This window comes from Sphingomonas sp. M6A6_1c, from assembly GCF_053345135.1.
In genome coordinates this window covers 211614-233198 of record NZ_JBKEZO010000004.1, presented here as the reverse complement: position 1 = coordinate 233198, position 21585 = coordinate 211614, and the positions used below count along the sequence as shown (strand labels likewise).

27 protein-coding genes are annotated in these 21585 nt (G+C 69.0%); 11 read left to right on the top strand and 16 right to left on the bottom strand.

The features are described from left to right. Positions 1 to 31 precede the first annotated feature (31 nt). Together ACLBWH_RS09765 and ACLBWH_RS09760 are read left to right on the top strand one after the other, a co-directional pair. Entirely contained in the window at positions 32 to 1024 is a 993-nt protein-coding gene (locus ACLBWH_RS09765; RefSeq protein ID WP_447798501.1) for a glycerophosphodiester phosphodiesterase, read from the top strand. Position 1025: 1 nt separating this feature from the next. Beyond that, complete coding sequence (locus tag ACLBWH_RS09760; RefSeq protein ID WP_447798499.1) at positions 1026 to 1304, top strand: hypothetical protein; 279 nt, start codon at positions 1026 to 1028, stop codon at positions 1302 to 1304. A 355-nt stretch (positions 1305 to 1659) separates the two neighbouring features. Here ACLBWH_RS09760 and ACLBWH_RS09755 read toward each other — a convergent pair whose 3' ends face one another. Further along, positions 1660 to 2448: an esterase/lipase family protein gene (locus ACLBWH_RS09755; protein ID WP_447798497.1), complete on the bottom strand. Its 789-nt coding sequence runs from the start codon at positions 2446 to 2448 to the stop codon at positions 1660 to 1662. After that, a complete protein-coding gene (locus ACLBWH_RS09750; RefSeq protein WP_447798496.1) occupies positions 2439 to 3125 on the bottom strand; it encodes a TIGR02117 family protein in 687 nt (228 codons plus the stop codon). Before ACLBWH_RS09750 ends, ACLBWH_RS09755 begins: the two co-directional genes overlap by 10 nt. Before the next feature lie 44 nt (positions 3126 to 3169). Here ACLBWH_RS09750 and phhA point away from each other — a divergent pair, with 44 nt between their 5' ends. Next, positions 3170 to 4018: a phenylalanine 4-monooxygenase gene (gene phhA, locus ACLBWH_RS09745; RefSeq protein ID WP_416222432.1), complete on the top strand. Its 849-nt coding sequence runs from the start codon at positions 3170 to 3172 to the stop codon at positions 4016 to 4018. 67 nt (positions 4019 to 4085) lie between these two features. Here the strand turns inward: phhA and ACLBWH_RS09740 are convergent, their stop codons facing one another. The 4 genes from ACLBWH_RS09740 to ACLBWH_RS09725 all read right to left on the bottom strand — a co-directional run bounded on the left by ACLBWH_RS09740 (position 4086) and on the right by ACLBWH_RS09725 (position 8535). After that, positions 4086 to 5042, bottom strand: coding sequence for a 50S ribosomal protein L11 methyltransferase (locus tag ACLBWH_RS09740; protein WP_447798494.1), 957 nt, complete (start codon positions 5040 to 5042; stop codon positions 4086 to 4088). After that, positions 5032 to 5724 carry an SDR family NAD(P)-dependent oxidoreductase gene (locus ACLBWH_RS09735; RefSeq protein WP_447798492.1) on the bottom strand — a complete coding sequence of 231 codons (693 nt, stop codon included), beginning with the start codon at positions 5722 to 5724 and terminating at the stop codon, positions 5032 to 5034. Before ACLBWH_RS09735 ends, ACLBWH_RS09740 begins: the two co-directional genes overlap by 11 nt. A gap of 68 nt (positions 5725 to 5792) precedes the next feature. Beyond that, entirely contained in the window at positions 5793 to 7172 is a 1380-nt protein-coding gene (locus tag ACLBWH_RS09730; protein ID WP_447798490.1) for a methyl-accepting chemotaxis protein, read from the bottom strand. Between the two features lies 1 nt (position 7173). Next, positions 7174 to 8535: a methyl-accepting chemotaxis protein gene (locus ACLBWH_RS09725; protein WP_322850313.1), complete on the bottom strand. Its 1362-nt coding sequence runs from the start codon at positions 8533 to 8535 to the stop codon at positions 7174 to 7176. Positions 8536 to 8743: 208 nt separating this feature from the next. Between ACLBWH_RS09725 and sdhC the strand changes: the two genes are divergently transcribed. The 7 genes from sdhC to hslU all read left to right on the top strand — a co-directional run bounded on the left by sdhC (position 8744) and on the right by hslU (position 14456). Next, positions 8744 to 9172, top strand: coding sequence for a succinate dehydrogenase, cytochrome b556 subunit (gene sdhC / locus ACLBWH_RS09720; RefSeq protein ID WP_447798488.1), 429 nt, complete (start codon positions 8744 to 8746; stop codon positions 9170 to 9172). Continuing rightward, the gene (gene sdhD, locus ACLBWH_RS09715) at positions 9172 to 9555 is read left to right on the top strand and encodes a succinate dehydrogenase, hydrophobic membrane anchor protein (RefSeq protein ID WP_322850315.1); all 384 of its coding nucleotides are present in this window, start codon (positions 9172 to 9174) and stop codon (positions 9553 to 9555) included. The genes sdhC and sdhD overlap by 1 nt, the downstream gene beginning before the upstream one ends. Further along, positions 9555 to 11357 carry a succinate dehydrogenase flavoprotein subunit gene (gene sdhA / locus ACLBWH_RS09710; protein ID WP_447798486.1) on the top strand — a complete coding sequence of 601 codons (1803 nt, stop codon included), beginning with the start codon at positions 9555 to 9557 and terminating at the stop codon, positions 11355 to 11357. The genes sdhD and sdhA overlap by 1 nt, the downstream gene beginning before the upstream one ends. 217 nt (positions 11358 to 11574) lie before the next feature. After that, positions 11575 to 12114: a glycoside hydrolase family 108 protein gene (locus ACLBWH_RS09705; RefSeq protein ID WP_447798484.1), complete on the top strand. Its 540-nt coding sequence runs from the start codon at positions 11575 to 11577 to the stop codon at positions 12112 to 12114. Next, on the top strand, positions 12111 to 12371 hold the full coding sequence (locus ACLBWH_RS09700) for a 3TM-type holin (protein WP_447798483.1): 261 nt from the start codon (positions 12111 to 12113) through the stop codon (positions 12369 to 12371). Before ACLBWH_RS09705 ends, ACLBWH_RS09700 begins: the two co-directional genes overlap by 4 nt. A 162-nt stretch (positions 12372 to 12533) precedes the next feature. Next, positions 12534 to 13079: an ATP-dependent protease subunit HslV gene (gene hslV / locus ACLBWH_RS09695; RefSeq protein WP_322850318.1), complete on the top strand. Its 546-nt coding sequence runs from the start codon at positions 12534 to 12536 to the stop codon at positions 13077 to 13079. Between the two features lie 84 nt (positions 13080 to 13163). Further along, on the top strand, positions 13164 to 14456 hold the full coding sequence (gene hslU, locus ACLBWH_RS09690) for an ATP-dependent protease ATPase subunit HslU (protein WP_447798481.1): 1293 nt from the start codon (positions 13164 to 13166) through the stop codon (positions 14454 to 14456). Between the two features lie 97 nt (positions 14457 to 14553). Here the strand turns inward: hslU and ACLBWH_RS09685 are convergent, their stop codons facing one another. The 10 genes from ACLBWH_RS09685 to ACLBWH_RS09640 all read right to left on the bottom strand — a co-directional run bounded on the left by ACLBWH_RS09685 (position 14554) and on the right by ACLBWH_RS09640 (position 20657). After that, positions 14554 to 14910 (bottom strand): hypothetical protein, encoded by a 357-nt coding sequence (locus tag ACLBWH_RS09685; protein ID WP_447798479.1) that lies wholly within the window; start codon positions 14908 to 14910, stop codon positions 14554 to 14556. Continuing rightward, entirely contained in the window at positions 14907 to 15323 is a 417-nt protein-coding gene (locus ACLBWH_RS09680; RefSeq protein ID WP_447798477.1) for a hypothetical protein, read from the bottom strand. Before ACLBWH_RS09680 ends, ACLBWH_RS09685 begins: the two co-directional genes overlap by 4 nt. Positions 15324 to 15358: 35 nt before the next feature. Continuing rightward, positions 15359 to 16087: a hydroxyacylglutathione hydrolase gene (gene gloB, locus ACLBWH_RS09675; protein ID WP_447798476.1), complete on the bottom strand. Its 729-nt coding sequence runs from the start codon at positions 16085 to 16087 to the stop codon at positions 15359 to 15361. A 1-nt stretch (position 16088) separates the two neighbouring features. Then, positions 16089 to 16538 (bottom strand): VOC family protein, encoded by a 450-nt coding sequence (locus ACLBWH_RS09670; RefSeq protein ID WP_447798474.1) that lies wholly within the window; start codon positions 16536 to 16538, stop codon positions 16089 to 16091. A gap of 108 nt (positions 16539 to 16646) precedes the next feature. Next, on the bottom strand, positions 16647 to 17435 hold the full coding sequence (locus ACLBWH_RS09665; RefSeq protein ID WP_447798472.1) for a hypothetical protein: 789 nt from the start codon (positions 17433 to 17435) through the stop codon (positions 16647 to 16649). Further along, positions 17432 to 18145: an alpha/beta hydrolase gene (locus tag ACLBWH_RS09660; RefSeq protein WP_447798470.1), complete on the bottom strand. Its 714-nt coding sequence runs from the start codon at positions 18143 to 18145 to the stop codon at positions 17432 to 17434. Before ACLBWH_RS09660 ends, ACLBWH_RS09665 begins: the two co-directional genes overlap by 4 nt. 101 nt (positions 18146 to 18246) lie before the next feature. Next, positions 18247 to 18450: a helix-turn-helix transcriptional regulator gene (locus tag ACLBWH_RS09655; protein ID WP_322850326.1), complete on the bottom strand. Its 204-nt coding sequence runs from the start codon at positions 18448 to 18450 to the stop codon at positions 18247 to 18249. Continuing rightward, entirely contained in the window at positions 18447 to 18893 is a 447-nt protein-coding gene (locus ACLBWH_RS09650) for a hypothetical protein (protein WP_322850327.1), read from the bottom strand. The genes ACLBWH_RS09655 and ACLBWH_RS09650 overlap by 4 nt, the downstream gene beginning before the upstream one ends. 75 nt (positions 18894 to 18968) lie before the next feature. Continuing rightward, the gene (locus ACLBWH_RS09645) at positions 18969 to 19205 is read right to left on the bottom strand and encodes a DUF6356 family protein (RefSeq protein WP_322850328.1); all 237 of its coding nucleotides are present in this window, start codon (positions 19203 to 19205) and stop codon (positions 18969 to 18971) included. Positions 19206 to 19229: 24 nt separating this feature from the next. After that, positions 19230 to 20657: a Mur ligase family protein gene (locus ACLBWH_RS09640; RefSeq protein WP_447798468.1), complete on the bottom strand. Its 1428-nt coding sequence runs from the start codon at positions 20655 to 20657 to the stop codon at positions 19230 to 19232. 65 nt (positions 20658 to 20722) lie between these two features. Between ACLBWH_RS09640 and ACLBWH_RS09635 the strand changes: the two genes are divergently transcribed. After that, positions 20723 to 21538: an LD-carboxypeptidase gene (locus ACLBWH_RS09635; protein WP_322850330.1), complete on the top strand. Its 816-nt coding sequence runs from the start codon at positions 20723 to 20725 to the stop codon at positions 21536 to 21538. Positions 21539 to 21585 lie beyond the last annotated feature (47 nt).

Sequence of the window (21585 nt, the reverse complement as noted above, 5' to 3'; positions counted from 1 at the left end):
GTCGGCCCCCTCGAACGGGCAGGATCGGCGGATGCCGACCGCTTTCCCCACCCCGATCGTCATCGCGCATCGCGGCGCGAGTGGCTCGCGTCCCGAACATACGCTGGCGTCGTACGAGCTGGCGATCGCGCAGGGCGCGGACTTCATCGAGCCCGATCTGGTGCCGACCAAGGACGACGTGCTCGTCGCGCGGCACGAGAATGCGATCGCCGAGACGACCGACGTGGCGGCGCATCCCGAATTCGCCGACCGCCGCACGACCAAGACGATCGACGGCCAGACGATCACCGGCTGGTTCGTCGAGGATTTCACGCTCGCCGAGCTGAAGACGCTGCGCGCGCGCGAACGACTGCCCAAGTTGCGCGCCGGCAATGCCGCCTATGACGGGCAGTTCGCCATCCCGACGCTTGCGGAGATCATCGACCTCGCCAAGCGGCGGACGCGGGAGACGGGGCGGACGATCGGCATCTATCCCGAGACCAAGCACCCGACCTATTTCGCGCGCATCGGCCACCCGACCGACGCGCCGCTGGTGGCGGCGCTGCGCCAGGCGGGGTGGGACCGTGCGGACGCGCCGGTGTTCATCCAGTCGTTCGAGGTCAAGAACCTCCAGCACCTGCATACGATCACCAAGGTGCGGCTGATCCAGCTGATGGCGGGCGAGGGCGGCCCGGCCGACGGCGCCGCGCCGAGCTATGCGGCGATGCTGACCCCGGCGGGGCTCAAGCAGGTCGCGACCTATGCTTATGGCCTGGGGCCGGACAAGGGGCAGTTGTGGCAGGGCGACGTGCCCACCAGCGTGGTCGCCGACGCGCATGCCGCCGGGCTCAAGGTGCATCCCTGGACCTATCGGGCGGAAAACGTCTTCCTGCCCGCGCGCTTCCGTCGCGGCGACGATCCCGCGACGCACGGCGATGTCGCCGGCGAAATCCGCCGCGCGCTCGGCCTTGGCATCGACGGATTCTTCACGGATTATCCGCTAATCGGCGTCGAAACCCGCCGTGCGGTCAAGGATCATCCGTAACATGCGTATCGCGTTCGTCGTTCTTCTCCCCCTGACGCTGGCGACCGGGGGCTGCGTCAGCACCGCGGCGTCGATCGTCAAGGCACCGTTCCAGGTCGCCGGCAAGGCGGTGGACTGGACCACCACCAGCCAGTCCGAGGCGGACCGCAACTACGGCCGCAAGATGCGCAAGCAGGAGGCCAAGGAAGGCCGCGAACGCAAGAAGGCGGCGGAGCAATGCCGCAGGCATCCGGACGATCAGGATGCCTGCCGCTATTCGGGGTATCGCGCGGGGTATTAAGGAGGGGGCGTCGTCGTCCGCTCTCTTTCTGTCATCCCCGCGGAGGCGGGGATCCATAAACGCTGGCGCTGGTGGGTCTCACGAAGGTCCGCGCGTATAGATCCGCGCCTGCGCGGGAATGACGAACGTGGGGGAGGGGTGGTGGCCCCGATAATCTTGGACGGATCAGGTAGCGCAGACACCCTCCCACCTTCGTCATCCCGGCGAACGCCGGGACCCATGGTTGCGGGACGTCGGCGGCGGCGCGACCCATCGGCCGCCCGTATCCGTGGGTCCCGACTTTCGTCGGGATGACGAAGGGGGGCTCCGGATGACGAGGGGGGCTCCTATCCCCGCTCTCGCGACGGCGACCCCGTCACCTATCCTGCACCACCGCATCCTGCGCCAGCGCGCCGGCGATCGCGATCAGCACCTCGGGATGGATGTGGACGCCGAGATGGCCGCTGCTCACCTCAATCGCTTCGGCGCTGGGGTCGTGGCAGATGAAGCCATTGACGAAGCCGTCGCTGCGGCTCCAGATCGCGGTGCAGGGGACGGGCAGCGGCGCGGCGATCGCCTGGCTGCGCGCGATCACCGCGGGGTCGTCGACGCGCTCGCCGGTCGCCCATTCGAACGCGCGCCAGACGTTGGTCGCGCGGCCGCCGCCGGCATAAGGCGAGCTTACCGTGATCACCTTGGCGACCAGCTCGGGGCGGCGGTGCGCGACCAGCCGCGCCATGATCCCGCCGAGGCTCACCCCGACCAAAGTCACCGGCCCCGCCTCGGCGCACAAGGCCTCGACGCGCGCGAGCAGCCGCTCCGCCTCGATACCGACGCTCTTGACGCCGAGATTGCGGCCCAGCCCCCAGCCTTCGGCACGATAGCCGAGCCGGGTGAGGAAATCGCGCAGCACGACGCTCGATCCGTCGGCGTCGAACAGCCCGGGCAGCACCATCACCGCGCCGCCGCGCCCCGCGGGCACCGCCGCCAGCGCGGCGGCATAGCGCCAGCGCGTCGCCAGCATCCAGGCGACGCGCGGCACCTCGCTCGCCGCCAGCGCCTTGGGCGGCGGCGGCGGCGCGAGGAAATCGGCGCCGAAGCGCGCATGCGCGGGGGGCTCGGCGCGCCAGCGCGCGATCCCCGCCTGCAACCGCTCTAGAACCATGCCATCACCGTCACCGGGAACGGCGTCCACCGTCCGACCCGTATGCCGGCCTGGCGCAGCGCGTCGCCCGCCCAAGCGTTGCAGGTCTGCACCGCGCTGTAATGGCCGCGCGCCGCATAGAAGACATCGTTGGCGTCATAGCCGCGATAGCGTGTCCGCCGCGGTGCGATGCTCGCACGGATATAGCTGGCTAGGCGGCGATATTCTTCCGGGCGCAGCAATAGGCTGCGCACGTCGCCGCCGCGCGGCGCGGGTACGTGTTCGACGTGCATCAAGGTCGCGTCGCTGCCGCGGGCCGCGGCCAGCAGCGTGCCGGGCCTGACGTCCGCCCAGGTCGCGGTTTCGAGGTAGAAGGCCTTGTCGCCCCAGCCGATTGCAAGATGGTCATATCCTCCGTAACGCGGATCGGCGAGGTCCGCTCCCGGCGCCCAGTCGCGCCAGTCGACGCCCGCCGCCACTTTCGGCACCACCAGCCCGACGTGGATGCCGTTCGACTCGATATAGACGCGGATGCCCTGCGCCGGCGGTCGCCACCCCGCATGCGCCGGAATCGCCCCGCCGACCAGTCCCGCCGCCGCATAGCCGCCGGCGAGCAGCGCGAGCAGCGCCGCCGCCCGTCCGATCCACCGCCATCCGACCCATCTCCACGTGATCGCCAGGACCTGATGTCGTATCATCCGAAACCTTATGCTAGTCTGACGCCATGGCCGATGAATCGCACATGACCGAAACGCCCCCCACCGCCGCCGACTGGACGATCGCCCAGGACTGGGAGCATTATACCGCGGAGGAGCATGCGACCTGGGATACCCTGTTCGCGCGCCAATCCCAACTGCTGCCGGGGCGCGCCTCCGACGCCTATCTGCGCGGGCTCGACGTGCTCAAGCTGTCCAAGCCGGGCATTCCGGATTTCGCCGAATTGTCCGAGCGGCTGATGAAGCTGACCGGCTGGCAGGTGGTCGCGGTACCGGGGCTGGTGCCGGACGACGTGTTCTTCGACCATATGGCCAACCGCCGCTTCGTCGCGGGCAATTTCATCCGTCGCCCCGACCAGCTCGACTATCTGCAGGAGCCCGACGTCTTCCACGACGTGTTCGGCCACGTGCCGATGCTCGCCGATCCGGTGTTCGCCGATTACCTCGAAGCCTATGGCCGCGGCGGGCAGCGCGCGCTGGGGCTCGACGCGCTGAAATATCTCGGGCGGCTCTACTGGTACACGGTCGAGTTCGGGTTGATCCAGGAGGGCGACGACCTGCGCATCTACGGCTCGGGCATCGTGTCGAGCTTCGCCGAAAGCCGCTTCGCGCTCGACGATCCGAGCCCCAACCGCATCGCCTTCGACATCGCCCGCGTCATGCGCACCGAATATCGCATCGACGATTTCCAGCAGAATTATTTCGTCATCCCGAGCTTCGAGGAGCTGTTGCGGGTGACGGTAGAGACCGATTTCGCGCCCCTGTACGAAGAGCTGAAGGCGCAGGAGGACATTCCGGTCGCGGCGATCGTCGCGGGCGACCGCGTGCTGACCCAGGGCACGCAGCATTACGCGCGGAGCAAGGCGCGGGGGTGACGGGTCTGGGCGCACATCGCGGCCAGTAAAGCCACGACCTCAACCGTTCGCGGCTTCAGCGGGGGGGCTACAGATCCAGCGCCCAGCCGTCGCGGCCCTTGGGGTCGAACGGGGCGGTGGGGACGTAGCGCTCGGCGCCCGCGCGCAGCCGCAGCACCGTCCAGTCGCCGCGGCGGTCGATCGCCTCCAGCGTGCAGCCGCATGCCGCATAGGCGGCAACCACCGTCTCGCGCTGCGTCTCCAGCAACCCGGCGAGCACGATCACCGCATCGGGCGCGGCGATCGCCGCCAGTTCGGGCGCCATCGATACCAGCGGTCCGGCGAGGATGTTGGCGATGACCAGATCATAGGGCGCCGCGGCATCGATGTCCGGATGGCGCGCGCCGTCGGCGACGAACAGCGCGACGCCCGCGATGTCGTTGCGCGCGGCATTCTCGCGCGTCACGTCGATCGCCACCGGATCGATATCGGTCGCGACCACCGTCGCCCCGGGCCACAGATCGACCGCGGCGAAGGCGAGCAGCCCCGTCCCGGTGCCGACGTCGATCACCTTGGCGAAGTCGCGCCCGGCGCTCGCCAGCGCATCGAGCATCGCGAGGCAGCCGCTGGTCGTGCCGTGATGCCCCGTCCCGAACGCCTGTCCCGCCTCGATCAGGAAGGCGCGGCCGCCCGCGGGCGGCGCGACCGGATACGCGCTGGTGTGGACGACGAACCGCCCCTCGCGGATCGGCTCCAGCCCGGCCTGGCTCATCGCCACCCAATCCTGGTCGGAGAGGCGCTCGACCACCGGGTCGTGGCCGCTCGCGCTCGGCACCAAGGCGTGTAGCGTCGCGAGCGTCGCCGCATCGGGTTCCTGCTCCAGATAGGCGTCGAGCCGCCAGCGCTCGACATCGTCCTCGACCTCTTCGGTGGTCATCAGCACCGCGTCGATCGTCAGGTCCGACGCGCCGTCGATCGCCTCCGCCTCGGCGCGGGTGCAGGGCAGGCTGACCTTCCAGCTCGTGCCGGTCGCTTCAGCGGACATAGCTCGCCCCGTTCACGTCGAGCACCGCGCCGGTCATCGACGGCGGCGCCTCCAGCGCGCAGAAGCGGGCGACCGCCGCCACCTCCTCGGGGTCGGCGACCTTGCCGAGCGGGATGTCGGCGAGCAGCTTATCGCCGCCGCGGCTGGCGAGATAGTCGTCGGCCATGCCGGTCATCGTGAAGCCGGGGCAGATCGCGAAGGCGAGGATGCCCTTCTTCGCATAGCCGCGCGCGATCGTCTTGGTCATCGCGACCATGCCCGCCTTGGCGGCGGCATAATGCCAATGCGCCGGGCTGTCGCCGCGATAGGCGGCGCGGCTGGCGATGTTGACGATGCGGCCGCCGGTGCCCGTTTCCTGCCAGTAGCGCACCGCGAGCCGGCAGAGTTCGGCTGAAGCGGTGAGGTTGATGCGCAGCGTCCGCTCCCAATCGGCGACCCATTCGTCATGGTCGCGGGTCAGCGGATTGGCTTCGAAGACGCCGGCGTTGTTGATCAGCACGTCGATCGTGCCGGCTTGGGCGAGCGCGGCGTCCCATAACGCCTGCGGGGCGGCGGGATCGGCGAAGTCGGCGGCGATGCCGCTGCGCGTGCCGTGTCCGATCACCTCGGCGCCGCCGGCGGTGAGGGTGTCGAGGATCGCCGCGCCGATGCCGCGGCTCGATCCGGTGAGAAGGATAGCCATGCCGCGGCTTTAGGCGGCGGGGGAGGGGGCGGCAACCGGGGGGGCTGCGTTGGACAACTCCCCCGCGGTCACCCCACGCTGGCCGAGAAGCTGTCCGCGGATTGCTGCAACTGCCCCAGCCGGTCGCCGACCTCGCCAAAGCCTTCGCCGAGCGAATCGATCTCGCTGGCGACGGATTGCGTGTCGGCGCGGATCGCGGCGATCGTGCTCGACATCGAATCGGCGGCGAGCGCGGTTTCGTCGACCGCGGCGGTGATTGCGGTGACGGTGTGCGCCTGTGCCGCCATCGCGTCGCGGATGCGGTCCGCGGACTCCTGCACCTCGGAGACGGTCGCCTTGATCGAGGCGTTGGTCGCCACCGTCGTGCGCGTCGCATGCTGGATCGCGGCGATCTTGGCGGCGATGTCGTCGGTGGCGCGCGCGGTCTGGTTGGCGAGGCTCTTCACCTCCTGCGCCACCACCGCGAAGCCGCGGCCGGCGTCGCCCGCACGCGCCGCCTCGATCGTCGCGTTGAGCGCAAGCAGATTGGTCTGCCCGGCGATCGCGCGGATCAGACCGAGGATCGATTCGATTGATTGCGCGTGGTCGCTGAGCAGGCCGCTCGCCCGCACCGCCTCGCCGGCATGTTCGCTGGCGCGCAGCGCGATGCCGGCGGCCGAATCGACCTCGATCCGGGCATCCTCGATCGCGCGGATCAGTCCGGCGGCGGTCTGTGCCGCCTCGCGCATCGCAACCGCCGATTCCTCGGCGGCGGCGGCGACCTCGCTCGCCTTGCCGAGCACTTCGCGCGTCGAGGCGGAGGCGGCGCTGGCCTGGACGCGGATGCGCGCGCCGAGCGTCGCCGCGCCCTCGATCGAGGTGGCGATGCTCTCGCGGAACGCGGCCGAGCGCGTCTGGCGCTCCTGCCGCGCCGCCTCGGCGCGCAGCGTCGCGAGCCGCCCGGTCATCAGATCCGATTCGACCAGCGCAATGCGCTGCACCGCATCGCACAGGCGCAGCAGCCGCTTGGTGTCGCCCTCGCAATGCCGCTCGATCGTCTGCACGGTGAAGCTGTGCGATTGGGCCAGCGCCGCCTGCAGGCTGGGCAGCGGGATGCCCGATTGTTCCGACCGTTCGGCATGGGTGATGGCGATCTCGCCCCATGTCTCGTCGAACGGCGCATTGTATTTGAGGAAGGCGTAATGCGCGCTCTCGCGCACCCGCCGGTCGAGCCTTTCGGGGGTGAACAGCGATCGCAAGTGCTGCGCGGCGGGCAGCGACAGATAATGATCCCAGAAACGGCTGGAAATCTCGCGGTAATCGTCGGGCCGCAGCAGCGCCGAAATTTGGCGGCACGCCGAAGCGAGCGTTCCGTCCCAGTCATATTCGCCGAGATGCTCGACGATGCTGCGCCGCGCCTGCAGCGTCTCGCCCGTGATCTGATGCCGGCGGATCGGAGCGGACACCATATCAGGCGGCGACCTTGGCGACGAACTCGCCGGCGCTGGTCTTGAGCGAATTGAGCTGGCCGTCGAGCCGGTCGAAGCCGCGGCCGACATCGTCGATTTCCGCCGCCACCGTCTCGGTATCGGTGCGGATCGCGGCGATCGTGCTCGACATCGAATCGGCGGCGAGCGCGGTCTCGTCGACCGCGGCGGTGATCGCGGTGACGGTCTGCGCTTGCGCCTCCATCGCATAGCGGATGCGGTCGGCGCTCTCCTGCACCTCCGCGACGGTCGTCTTGATGCTGGCGTTGGTCTCGACCGTCGAGCGCGTCGCCGACTGGATCGAGGCGATCTTGGCGGCGATGTCGTCGGTGGCGCGCGCGGTCTGGTTGGCGAGGCTCTTCACCTCCTGCGCCACCACCGCGAAGCCGCGCCCGGCGTCGCCGGCGCGTGCCGCCTCGATCGTCGCGTTGAGCGCGAGCAGATTGGTCTGGCCGGCGATGTCGCGGATCAGGCTGAGGATCGATTCGATCGACTTGGCGTGATCGCTCAACGTCTCCGACATGCCGACCGCGTTGGTCGCCTGTACGCTGGCGCGGCTGGCGATCTCGGCGGCGGCCTCGACCTCGGTGCGGGCATCCTCGATCGCGCGGATCAGGCCGGCGGCGGTCTGCGCCGCCTCGCGCATCGCGACGGCGGATTGTTCGGCGGCGGCGGCGACCTCGCTCGCCTTGCCGAGCATGCCGCGCGCCGATCCCGAGCTGCGCTGCGCCTGGTCGCGCAGCGAACGGCCTTCGTCGGTAGCGGTCTCGACCGCGGTGGCGATGCCCTCGCGGAATTCGGAGGCGAGCCCCTCGCGGGCGATGCGGGCGCCGTGTTCGGCATAGCCGGCGAACAGTTCGACGGTCAGCTCGGTCTCCATGCCGAACAGCCGCATCAGCGCATCGACCAACGCCCCCTGACGCGAATCGTCGGCGGGCACGCGGGCCAGCAACGCGCGCAGCGCGGCACGGTCGCTGGCGCAGGACATCGCCAGCACCTCCATCGTCGAGACGCCGGCGGCATAAGCGGCGGCGACCGAGCGTTCGAGCGATTCGACCCAGGCGAGCCCGTCGAGGTGGCAGCAGCGGTTGCGCAGATAGGTGATGCCGGCGACGATGCGGCGTTCGTTCTCCAGCGGCGTCCATTCGGCGGCACCGGGGTGCGCGCGCCGCCAATGCGCCCAATAGGCCTCGACGATCGTCGGCGCGTCGGGTTCGATGATCGTCCACAATTCCGCCGCGCGCGGGATCAGCGTATTCTCGCCGCCGTCGAAGGCGACGATGCGGCTGCGCAGGTCGATCGCGGCGGCGATGCTGGCCGGCTTGGGAAGGGCAATGTCGGGCAAGAGCGTCTCCGGCGATCAGCGGGGGCGTGAACGATATTGTCCGAATTAGACTTCACTGGTTAATGTGCGGTTAGAGGCGTGCGCCGGTCAGCGGCGCCAAACCGCTGCGCGCAGGGTCCGGCGACGGCGGCGGATGCGGCCGCTATGGGTTGCATCGCAGCACGCCAGGCCTAATAGGCAGTCATTCGATTTTGCCCGAGGACCGTTCATGGCATCCCGCACTCCGGCGCGTCCGCGCAGCCCGCATCTCTTTTCGGGCTTCCTGAAGCTCCACTACAGCTGGGGACCGCATATGCTGGTCTCCATCCTCCACCGCGCCACCGGTTCGGGCATGGCGACGGTCGGCACCGTGCTGCTCGTCTGGTGGCTCGCCGCGATCGCGTCCGGGGCGGAAGCCTATGCGACGTTCCGCAACGTCTTCACCACCGATGCCGGCAATCTCAACGTCATCGGCTGGGTGGTCTTCGTCGGCATCACTTATGCCTTCTTCACGCACGCGCTCAACGGCGTCCGCCACCTCGTCATGGATGCGGGCGCGGCGTTCGAATTGAAGCGCAACAAGATGTTCAGCCTGATCGTGATCGCCGGCGGCTTCGTGCTGACCGCGGCCTTCTGGCTCTACCTGGGGATGAAGTGATGGGTTCGGGTACGCATATCGGCCGCGTGCGCGGTCTCGGCAGCGCCAAGGAAGGCGCGCACCATTGGTGGCGCCAGCGCGTCACCGCCGGCTCGAACCTGTTCCTGACGCTCTGGTTCGTCTTCGCGATCCTGCGCATGCCCGGCTACGATTACGCCAGCGTGCATAGCTGGCTGCAGAACAGCTGGGCGGCGGTGCCGATGCTGCTGCTGATCGTTTCGGTCTTCTATCACTTCCGCCTGGGCCTTCAGGTGGTGATCGAGGATTACCAGCACGAGCAGAAGCGCGTCGCCGCGATCCTGCTGCTCAACTTCTTCACGGTCGCCACCGCGGCGACCGCCATTTTCGCGATCCTCAAGGTCGCCTTCGGAGCCGCCGCATAATGTCGGACGCCTATAAGATCATCGACCATAGCTACGACGCGGTCGTCGTCGGCGCGGGCGGCTCTGGCCTGCGCGCGGTGATGGAATGCGCGCAGAACGGCCTCAAGACCGCCTGCATCACCAAGGTGTTCCCGACCCGCAGCCACACCGTCGCGGCGCAGGGCGGCATCGCCGCCAGCCTCGGCAACATGGGTCCCGATCACTGGACCTGGCATATGTTCGACACCGTCAAGGGTTCCGACTGGCTCGGCGACCAGGACGCGATCGAATATATGGTCCGCGAGGCACCCGCCGCGGTCTACGAGCTGGAACATGCCGGCATGCCGTTCAGCCGGACCGACGAGGGCCGCATCTATCAGCGCCCGTTCGGCGGCATGATGCAGAACATGGGCGAAGGCCCGCCGGCGCAGCGCACCTGCGCCGCCGCGGACCGTACCGGCCATGCGATGCTGCACACGCTCTACCAGCAGAGCCTGCGCTACGACGCGGACTTCTACGTCGAATATTTCGCGCTCGATCTCATCATGGAGAACGGCCAGTGCCGCGGCGTCGTCGCGCTGTGCATGGAAGACGGCAGCATCCACCGCTTCCGTGCGCACAACACCGTGCTCGCGACCGGCGGCTACGGCCGCTGCTATTTCTCGGCGACCTCGGCGCACACCTGCACCGGCGACGGCGGCGGCATGGTGCTGCGCGCCGGCCTGCCGTTGCAGGACATGGAGTTCGTCCAGTTCCATCCGACCGGCATCTACGGGGCGGGCGTGCTGATCACCGAGGGTGCGCGCGGCGAGGGCGGCTATCTCACCAATTCCGAGGGCGAGCGCTTCATGGAGCGCTACGCGCCGTCGGCGAAGGACCTCGCCAGCCGCGACGTCGTGTCGCGCTCGATGGCGATGGAGATGCGTGAGGGGCGCGGCGTCGGCAAGAATGGCGACCATATCTTCCTGCACCTCGATCACATCGATCCCGCGGTGCTGCACGAGCGGCTGCCCGGCATCACCGAGACCGGCAAGATCTTCGCCGGCGTCGACCTGACCCGCCAGCCGCTGCCCGTTACGCCGACGGTCCATTACAACATGGGCGGCATCCCGACCAACTTCCACGGCGAGGTCGTCCACCTCAAGGACGGCAATCCCGACACCGTCGTGCCCGGCCTGTTCGCGGTCGGCGAGGCGGCGTGCGTCTCGGTCCACGGCGCCAACCGGCTCGGCTCGAACTCGCTGATCGATCTCGTCGTGTTCGGCCGCGCCACCGGCAAGCGCATCGCCGACATCTGCAAGCCCAACGGCACGCACAATCCGCTGCCCAAGGGTTCGGAGGAGCTGTCGCTGACCCGTCTCGACAAGTTCCGCAACGCCACCGGCAGCATCCCGACCGCGGAGATCCGCGGCCAGATGCAGCGGACGATGCAGAAGCATTGCGCGGTGTTCCGCGACAACGCCCTGCTCACCGAGGGCCAGGCGCTGATGAAGAACATCTACGGCCAGATCGCCGACGTGTCGGTCAACGACCGCAGCCTGATCTGGAATACCGACCTCATCGAGACGCTCGAACTCGACAATCTCGCGGCGCAGGCGGTCGTGACGATCGATTCGGCGGCGAACCGCAAGGAATCGCGCGGCGCCCACGTCAACGAGGATTATCCGGATCGCGACGACGGCGAGTGGATGAAGCACACGATCACCAGCTTCACCGGCTGGGGCGGCGTCGGCGGCGGCACCGCGATCGATTACCGCCCGGTGCACGATTACACGCTCACCGACGACATCGATTATATCAAGCCGAAGAAGCGCGTGTATTGAGGCGCCTGGCCTGATCTAGCGCATAATCTCATCTATCTCGGCCCCGGTGGTCCCGCTCATGGGACCACCGGGGCCGATTCGCATGTTGGATCGGCCATCGCGGCCTGCCCGTTCATGTCACTGGCGCGGCTCGCCTTTTCGCTGCCTCACAAAGTCCGCTGTCCTATTTGGAAAAGCCATGGTCCGCCTTTGCCTCGCAACGGCAAGGGAGTGCGCCATGACGATCCGGACCCTCATCGACCAGCTGATCGACCGCGAAGGCGGTTACGTCGATCATCCCGCCGACCGCGGCGGCGCGACGCGCTGGGGGATCACCGCCGCCGTCGCCCGCGCCAACGGCTATCAGGGCGCGATCCGCGACCTGCCGCAGGCGGTGGCGGCGGACATCTACGAGCGGGTTTATTGGCATGCGCCCGGCTTCGATCAGGTCGCGACGCGCGCGCCGGCGCTGGCGGCGGAATTGTTCGATACCGGCGTCAACATGGGGACGGCGACCGCGATCGGCTTTCTCCAGCGCGCGCTCAACGCGCTCAACCGCGATGCGCGCGACTATCCCGATCTTGCGCTCGACCGCGCGATCGGCGCGCGGACGCTCGCCGCGCTCGACGCGTTTCTCGCCCATCGCGGCCGTGGCGGCGAGGCGGTGCTGGTCAAGGCGGTCGATGCGCTGCAGGGCGAACGCTATCTCTCGCTCGCCGAGCGCCGCCCCGCCGACGAGGCGTTCCTGTACGGCTGGCTGGCGGGACGCGTCGCATGACCGCCGCGACGCCGCCCGATCGCTGGGTGACGCGGGCGCGGCCGGCGTTCCTCTACGTGATGTACGCGCTGCTGCTCTGGTCGATCCCGATGGGGATCGTCGCGGCGATCCGTCCTGATGTCGCGGCGGCGATGGCGCGGGGGATGGGGGCGTATCTCTCGGCGATTCCCGAACCGCTCTACGCGCTCTTCGGAACGGGCTATCTCGGCTACACCGCGGCGCGGACGTGGGGGAAGATGCGGGGCGTGGACAGGTGAGTGTGTGCGGAGGCGCATCCGCTCGCACGCTTCGTCATCCTGACGAAAGTCGGGATGACGATGGGGTGGGGCGCGCTTCGCGGCTTAGCGACCCCAAGTGATCGCATGGTTGCCCCGACGCAACGGCACCCTACATCGCCCACCATGAGCGATCCCCATTCCATGCCCGTCTGGCATGGCACCACCATCCTGTCGGTCCGTCGTAACGGCAAGGTCGTCGTCATCGGCGACGGCCAGGTCTCGATGGGCCAGACCGTGATGAAGCCCAACGCCAAGAAGGTCCGCCGCCTCGGCGCCGACGGCCAGGTGATCGGCGGCTTCGCCGGCGCCACCGCCGACGCCTTCACGCTGTTCGAGCGGCTGGAGGCCAAGCTGGAACGCCATCAGGGCAAGTTGATGCGCGCCGCGGTCGAACTGGCCAAGGACTGGCGCACCGACAAATATCTCCGCAATCTCGAAGCGATGATGATCGTCGCCGACAAGGACGTGACGCTGATCCTCACCGGCAACGGCGACGTGCTCGAACCCGAAAACGGCGTGGCGGCGATCGGCTCGGGCGGCAATTACGCGCTCGCCGCGGCGCGCGCGCTGGTCGATTACGAGGCCGATGCCGAGACCGTCTGCCGCAAGGCGATGGCGATCGCCGCCGAGGTCTGCGTCTACACCAACGATCGCACGACGATCGAGGTGATGGACAGCACCACCTGATCCGTCGCCGTTCGGACCCCCGACTTTCCCTGACCCTTCCTTGATCCCGGGCCGTTACCCCGGCCTCGGGCAACCCGGCAGACCATGAACCAGAACCTCACCCCCAAGGCGATCGTCGCCGCCCTCGACGCCCATATCATCGGCCAGCGCGACGCCAAGCGTGCGGTCGCGGTGGCGATGCGCAACCGCTGGCGCCGCCAGCAGCTGTCCGCCGATCTGCGCGACGAGGTGACGCCCAAGAACATCCTGATGATCGGGCCGACGGGCTGCGGCAAGACCGAGATCAGCCGCCGGCTGGCGAAGCTCGCCGACGCGCCCTTCGTCAAGGTCGAGGCGACCAAGTTCACCGAGGTCGGCTATGTCGGCCGCGACGTCGAACAGATCGCGCGCGACCTGGTCGAGGAAGCGATCCGGCTGGAGAAGGAACGCCGCCGCGTCGCGGTGAAGGACAAGGCCGAGGAGGCGGCGGTGAAGCGCCTGCTCGACGCGCTGGTCGGCAAGGATTCGAGCGCGGCAACGCGCGAGAGCTTCAAGCAGCGCTTCGCGGACGGCCATCTCGACGCGACCGAGATCGAGATCGAGCTGGAACAGGCCGCCGCCACCCCGTTCGAGGTGCCCGGTGCCGGGCCGCAAATGATCAATCTGTCGGAAATGATGAAGTCGTTCGGCGGCGGTCAGCCGCTGAAGCGCCGCAAGCTGTCGGTGCGCGCGGCCTGGGACAAGCTCGTCGAGGAAGAGGCGGACAAGCGCCTCGACCAGGACGAGGTCAGCCGCACCGCGCTCGCCGATGCCGAGGCGAACGGCATCGTCTTCCTCGACGAGATCGACAAGATCGCGGTGAGCGACGTGCGCGGCGGCTCGGTCAGCCGCGAGGGCGTGCAGCGCGACCTGCTGCCGCTGATCGAGGGCACGACGGTGGCGACCAAATACGGGCCGATGAAGACCGACCATATCCTCTTCATCGCCAGCGGCGCGTTCCACGTCGCCAAGCCCAGCGACCTGCTGCCCGAGCTGCAGGGCCGCCTGCCGATCCGCGTCGAGCTGAAAGGGCTGACCGAAGAGGATTTCATCGCGATCCTGTCGGACACCAAGGCGTCGCTGCCGCTGCAATACAAGGCGCTGCTCGCCACCGAAGGCGCCGAGGTGAGCTTCACCGAGGACGGCATCGCCGCGATCGCGCGCATCGCCGCCGAGGTGAACGGCCAGGTCGAGAATATCGGCGCGCGGCGGTTGCAGACGGTGATGGAGAAGCTGCTGGAAGAGGTGAGCTTCGATGCCGAGGACCGCACCGATGCGGTGACGGTCGATGCTGCCTATGTCGACAAGCAGCTCGCGGGGATCGCGCGCAATACCGACCTCAGCCGGTTCGTGCTGTAATCGGCACGGCCACGGACGCGATCGTTCGTGGCCGAGCCAGTCGAAGCACATCGAGGCGCGACGCCCTTCATCATGCGTCGAGCGACCGGTGTGAACGCTATTTCTTCACCCGCACGTACGGCGTGAACTCGGTGAACCGGCAATAGCCTGACGGGATCGTCATCCCCGGCGTGATCACCCGGAACCGGTCGTTCTTGCACAATTGTCCGCCATAGACGTCGATCACCAATGTCGTCAGCGGCGCCAGCGACGGGCAGGCGCCGACCGGGCCGGTCTTCCACACGCGTGCGCCCTGCGTGTAGAGGATGGTGTGCGCGTCGACGATCGACGGCCCCTGCATCGACGACAGGCTGATGCAATTGGCGGGAGCCTCCGCCACCCGCCCGGCGAGGGGATCGGACTTGGCGGCGAGCAGCGGCAGCGCCAGTGTGGCGATCAGCAGCGGGCGGATCATTTGCCGTCTCGGCTGTAGCGGACGAACGGCCCGAACGAGCAACTGCCGGTGAACGTGCGCGATGCCGAATCGACCGTCGTGGCGATGTCGCCCTGGCACAATTGGCCGGTGACCGTACGGGTGATGAGGATGTCGCCGCGCGCGATCCGCTCGCAGCCGCCGGCGGTATCGCTGCGGTATTTCACCCCGTTGCTGGCGACATAGACGATCGTCGGGCCGAAAGCCTTGACTTGCGTGCTCGGGAAGGGCGGCATGCACGTTCCCGACCTGCCCGGCGTCAGCCCGGCCAGTTCCTTGGCCAGATCGGTGGCGGCGACGGCGCTCGCCTGCTCCGCGGCGGCGACTTGCTTCGGGGTCTGCGTACAGCTCGCCGCACAGACGGCGAGCAACGCGACGAAAGGTCTCACGGTCATCATCAGCACGTCTCCTGCACCGCGACCGGAACGTTTCAGCCGCGGAAATTATCCTTTAGTTCACGTAGCTTGGCGAACTCCGCGGCGTCGGTGGCACGCAGGAAGGGGTTGGTCGCTCGCTCCAGCGCGATCGTCGTCGGCACCGTTGCCTCGCCCGCCGCGCGCGCCGCATCGACCGCCGTCATCCGCGTCGCCAGCGCGGCATTGTCCGGCTCGACGGTCAGCGCGAAGCGACCGTTCGACTGGGTATATTCGTGGCCGCAATAGACCTGCGTCGCGTCGGGCAGCGTCGCATAGCGCTGCATGTTGGCGAACATCTCCGCCGGCGTGCCTTCGAACAGTCGCCCGCAGCCGAGCGCGAACAGCGTATCGCCGGTGAAGATCGCCTCCGCCCCGGCGAGGTGGAAGGCGATATGGCCGGCGGTGTGGCCCGGCACGTGCCACACGCTCGCCACCTCGGTGCCGATCCGTACCACGTCGCTTTCGCCGACGGTCGCGTCGAGCGTCGGGATCTTGGCGGCCTCCGCAGCGGGGCCGGTGATCCGCGCGCCCGCCGCCTGCAACGCGGCATTCCCGCCGGTATGGTCGGGGTGCCAGTGCGTCGTCCACACCTGGTCGATCGTCCAGCCCCGCTCGGCGGCGGCGGCCTGCACCGGTGCCGCCTCGCCCGGATCGACCGCCACCGTCTCGCCGCTCGCGGGATCGTGGAGCAGCCAGGCGTAATTGTCGGTCAGCACGGGGACGCGGACGATCGCCAGCGTCATGTCACCAGCTCCCGGTGTTCGGCATCGACGACCAGGGCTCGGCAGGGGCCAGCGCATCGCCGGCCTGGAGCAGCTCGATCGAGATGCCGTCGGGAGTCTTCACGAACGCCATATTGCCGTCGCGCGGCGGCCGGTTGATCGTCACGCCGGACTCCATCAGCCGCTGGCAGCTGTCGTAGATATCGTCGACGCGATAGGCGAGATGGCCGAAGTTGCGGCCACCGGTATAGGTCTCCGGCGGCGTACCGTCCTCGGCGGGCCAATTGTAGGTCAGCTCGACCTCGGCGCGGCGATCGCCGATCGTGCGGTCCTCGGCGGTGGCGAGGAAGATCAGCGTGAAGCGTCCCGCCTCGTTTTCGATCCGCCGCACTTCCTCGAGCCCGAGGACGCGGAAGAAGGCGATCGTCGCGTCGGGATCGCTGACGCGGATCATCGTGTGGAGATACTGCATGCGGGAGTCCTGCGGTTGATGGTCCGGATTTAAGACGCCAACGCACGGCGCGCCAGAGGGTGTCCGGGCGAAGTCTCCGAACGCCGCGCGCTCGCACGCGCGAAGACGTTACCGCCCCGCCGGCACCTTGGCGGACACCGGCGCGTCGCCGAACTGCGCCAGCGCGGCGCGCGCATGCTGGCCCGCCGGGGCATTGGGGGCGAGCCGCGCCGCCTCCGCCCAGGCGGCGCGTGCGCCCGCTTCGTCCTGCGTCGAGGCGGCGATATTGCCGGCTTCGAGCTGCACCGAGGCGTCGTCGGGCGAGCGGCGCAGCGCCTCGGCGATGTCCGTCTTCGCGCGCGTCACGTTGCCCATGCGCCGCGCCAGCGTCGCCGACAGCAGCCAGGCGAGCGGATCGTCGCCCGCCCCGGCGAGCGCCAGATCGATGTCGCGTCGCGCCGCCGGCAGCTCGCCCGCGGCGACGAGGACGCGCGCATGGTCGAGCTGCGCCTCGCCGAGCGCCAGCCCCTCCAGCGTCCCCGCGACCAGGGCGGTGTCGAGCGCCGCGCGGGCGCCGGGGACGTCGCCCGCCGCCAGCCGCGCATTGCCCGCCTGCGCCCAATAATTGGCGGCGCGCTTGTCGTGCGCCGCGTCGGCAGCCTTGGCGGCGGCGGTGAATTCGGTCGCGGCGGCGGCGAACTCGCCCTGCTGCGCCAGCGCCAGCCCGGCGCACTGCCGGGCAAACCACGCGCCCCCGCCCGTCGCCCAGCGCGTCGCCTCGGCCCGTGCCGCGGCGGGGTCGCTGACCGCGAGCTGGCGGCAGCGATCGTAGCGCGCCTCGCGCGGATCGACGTTGGGGACAGTCGCCTTCGGTGCGGGCGCGGCGGCGGCCTGCAACGCGGCCAGGATCAGGATCATCGAAACACATCCTCGGTCGCCCGGACGATCAGCGCGATATCGGACGCGCGCGACAGCCGGTGGTCACCGTCCTTGATCAGCAGCGTCTGCACGTCGGCTGAACGGATCATCTCGCCGAGCCGCACGGTGCGATGCCACGGCACGTCCTTGTCCGCCTGGCCCTGCACCAGCCGCACCCGGCCGTCGACCGGGATCGTCCCGAACATCAGCCGATTGGCCTCGCCCGACTGGAAGAAGGCGCGCGTATAGACGGTCGGCGCCGGGCCGTAGGGATTGGCGCGCTCCAGCCGTCCCTCGGTGAGGATCGCCATCTTCTCTTCGGTGGTAAAGCCCCAGTCGGTGAAATCGGGCGCGGGCGCGATGCCGACCAGCCCGACCACCTGTTCGGCGCGCAGCTTGGCGACGAGCAGCATCAGCCAGCCGCCCAGCGATGAGCCGACCAGCACCACCGGCCCGGTCGCGACCTGATCGAGCATCGCCAGCACGTCGTCGCGCCAGCCGGCGAGCGTCTGCTCCTCGAACGCGCCCTCGCTCTGCCCGCAGCCGCCGTAATCGAAGCGCAGGAACGCGCGGCCCCCGGCGCGCGCCCATGCCTCCAACGCCAGCACCTTGGCGCCCTGCATGTCGGAGGCATAGCCCGGCAGGAAGACGATCGTCGGCCCGGTGCCGGGCGTGTGGTGATAGGCGAGGCGGGGGCGCGGGTCTGTCATGCCGGCTGTGTATCGCGCGCGGCGCGGCGCGTCATCCTCGCCCGTCCGCGTCCTTGAGGAACGCCGTCACTGCGAGGCGCAGGGCGAGATGTCGGATCATGTCATTGCTCCTTCGACGGACTGACGAAAATGTCTTCGATGGCGAGGCCGAACAGTTCGGCAATCCGGAATGCGAGCGGCAGGGACGGATCGTAGCGGCCCGTCTCGATCGCATTGACGCTTTGCCGGCTGACATCGAGGTGCTCGGCGAGGTGCTGTTGCGACCAGCCGCGATCGCTCCGCAGGTCGCGCAGGCGGTTGGTCACGGCCGCTCCCCCGTCATCCGGTCGCGTACGCCCATCGCGCACTGGATCAGCCCGAAGGCGGCGCAGAACAGGGGAAAGGCGAGGAAGGTCGGGAAATGCGGCACCACCGCATTCATTTCAAGAAAGCCCCAAACGGTGGTGATCGTCAGCAAGACGCCGGTGCCGCCGATCATCGCGAGGATCAGCCGATGGCGGACGAATTCGTCGCGCTCCTCGCTCAGATACAGGCCGATCACCCCGATCGCCGCCACCAGCGGCAAGGCCGGCAGCACCGACAGCAGCACGAGCAACGCGCCGGACGGGTGATGATCGCGGAAATAGCCGGTCACCGCGAACAGGATCACGACATAGGCGGCCATCGTCGGCAGAAACCGCCGTACGTAGCGCCGCTGCGCCGGATTGCGTTGCTGCTCGCCCCGCCGCTCACGCCACATCTCGAACATGATCCGTCCTCCTTCGACTCGTTGTGAAGGAAGCTTTACATGGAAAGGACGCTTTACGTCAAGCGAGCTTGACAGTCAGATGACGAATTCCACCGTATGCGTCTGCGCGGTGTCGCCGCGCTTGGCGACCATCTCGGCGTGGAGCGCGGCGATCGTGCGGCTGCCGGTGGTGGTGAAGACGAACGGCAGCACACCGTGGATCAGTGCGGCGACACCGCCGCCGATCATGCGCAGCCCGAACCGCGTCGCGACGCCGCAATGCTCGATATAGCTTTCCCCGACCGATGCCGGATGCTGGGTGAAGAGCTTCATGACGCGTACCTCCTGCCCGCCGGTCTAGCCGCGCGCGCGCAGCGACTCCAGCATGTCCGCGGCGAGCAGGCTCAGCGTGTCGTCGCGCGCGCCCATCACGACGATCCGATCGCCCGCGCGTGCCTCGGCGACCAGCATCGCTGCCGCCGCCGCGCGATCGGCGACGTGGCGCGCGTCGCGGCCGGCGGCGGCGAGGTCGGCGACGATGTCGGCGCTGGTCACCTCGCGCGCGACGGTGCCGCCGTGATAGACCGGGTCGGGCAGCACCAGTACGTCGCCCGGCGCCAGCTTGCCCGCCAGCGTCTCGACCAATTCGCGGCGCATCACCTTGAGCGGGCCGTAACCGTGCGGCTGGAACAGCAGCAGCAGCCGGCCGGGAAAGGCGTGCAGCGTGTCGAGCGTCGCGGCGATCTTGTCGGGGTTATGGCCGAAATCGTCGATCACCGCGACGCCGCCCGCCTCGCCGACCAGGTCGAAGCGGCGGCGCAGGCCGGTGAAGCCGCCGATCGCCGCGGCGGCAACGGTGAGCGGCACGCCGGCGGCGACCGCGGCGGCGATCGCGGCGAGCGCGTTGGATACGTTGTGGCGCCCCGGCACCTGCAACCGCACCGCGATCGGCGCACCGCCGCCGGCGATGAGGTCGAAGCTCACCGAGAACGGCGCCTCGACGATCGCGCGCGCGGCGAAATCGGCGTCGCGATCGAGCCCGAAGCTCGCGACCTGCGCCGCCGGCAGCGCCGTGGCGAGCGCCGCCGCCTCGGCATTGTCGATGTTGACGATCGCGGTCTCCGCGCGCGCGATGAAGCCGGCGAACAGGCTGCGCAACTCCTCCAGCCCCTTGTGGTCGAGGCTGACGTTGTTGAGCACCGCGATCCGCGGCCGATAATGCGCGATCGACCCGTCGCTCTCGTCGACCTCGCTGACGAACGCCTCGCCGTTGCCGACCAGCGCGCTGGCGAAGGGCGCTTCGGGGCGCGCGAAATTTTTCATCACAGCGCCGTTCATGACCGTCGGGTCGCGACCGGCGGCGTGGAGGATCCAGCCGATCATGCCGGTGACGGTCGACTTGCCGCTGGTGCCGGCGACGCCGATCGGCAGCGCGCTCTGGTTGAACAGCGCGCTGAGCAATTCCGCCCGACTCGCCCGCGCGCAACCGAGCCGCGTCGCCGCGACGATATCTGCAACGCTGTCCTCGACCGCGGCGGAGGCGACGACGATCTGCTCCGCCGACACCACGCCGCTGCCGTCTTGTGGGAACAGCGCGATGCCGCGCGCGCGCAACGCGTCGAACTTGGCGGGGACGCGGCCCTGGTCGAGCCCGCGATCGGAGCCGGCGACGATCGCGCCGCGCCCCGACAGGATCGTCGCCAACGGCATCATCCCCGATCCGCCGATACCGACGAGGAAGAAGCGCTTGCCCGCCACCGGGCCGGAAAGATTGCCGTTCGCCATGATGCTGCGCTATCGACGCGGCCGCGTAGGGGCAAGGCTCTGCGACGAGGCGGAGCGACGAGACGATGCGGATAGGGGTGGTGGCGCCGGCGAGCATCGGCAACAAGGATGCCGAGGCGCCGTTCATCGCCTTCGCTGCTTTGGCCTATCCCGAGGTCGATCTGGTCGTCCATCCGCAATGCTGGGAGACCGCAGGCCATTTCGCCGGCGACGACGCGCGGCGTGCGGCGGCCTTCCTCGAATTCGCCAACGATCCCGGCTTCGACGCGATCTGGTTCCTGCGTGGCGGCTATGGCTCGAACCGCATCCTGCCGCTGGTGATGCCGCAACTCGGCCCGGCGGCGCGGCACAAGAGCTATCTCGGCTATTCCGACATGGGGTTCCTGCTCGGCGCGCTCTACGCGCGGCGGATCGGCCGGCCCTGCCATGGCCCGATGGCAAGCGACATCCGCCGCCGGCAAGGCGACCAGACGATCGCGCGGTCGCTCGGCTGGCTGGCACGCGGCGACCGGCAGGGGCTGGAGCCGGGGCTCGATGGCCGCCCCGCGGCGGCGTTCAACCTGTCGATCCTCGGCGCGCTGATCGGCACGCCCTATCTGCCCGACCTCACCGACCATGTCCTGCTGATCGAGGAAGTGTCGGAGCCGATGTACAATATCGACCGGCTGCTGTTCCACATGGGCCATGCGACGCAGCTCAAGGGGATTGCCGGCGTCCGCCTCGGCGCGGTGACCGCGGTCCAGCCCAACGAGCCCGAATGGGGCGATACGCTGGAGTTCATGATCCGGCGCTGGTGCGGGGATCTCGGCGTGCCGTATCTCGGCCGGGCGGAGATCGGCCATACCCAGACCAATTGCGTCGTGCCGTTCGGTATCGCCTGAATCCGCCCCGGTACGGGGAGGGGGGACCGCTCGGCGCAGCCAAGTGG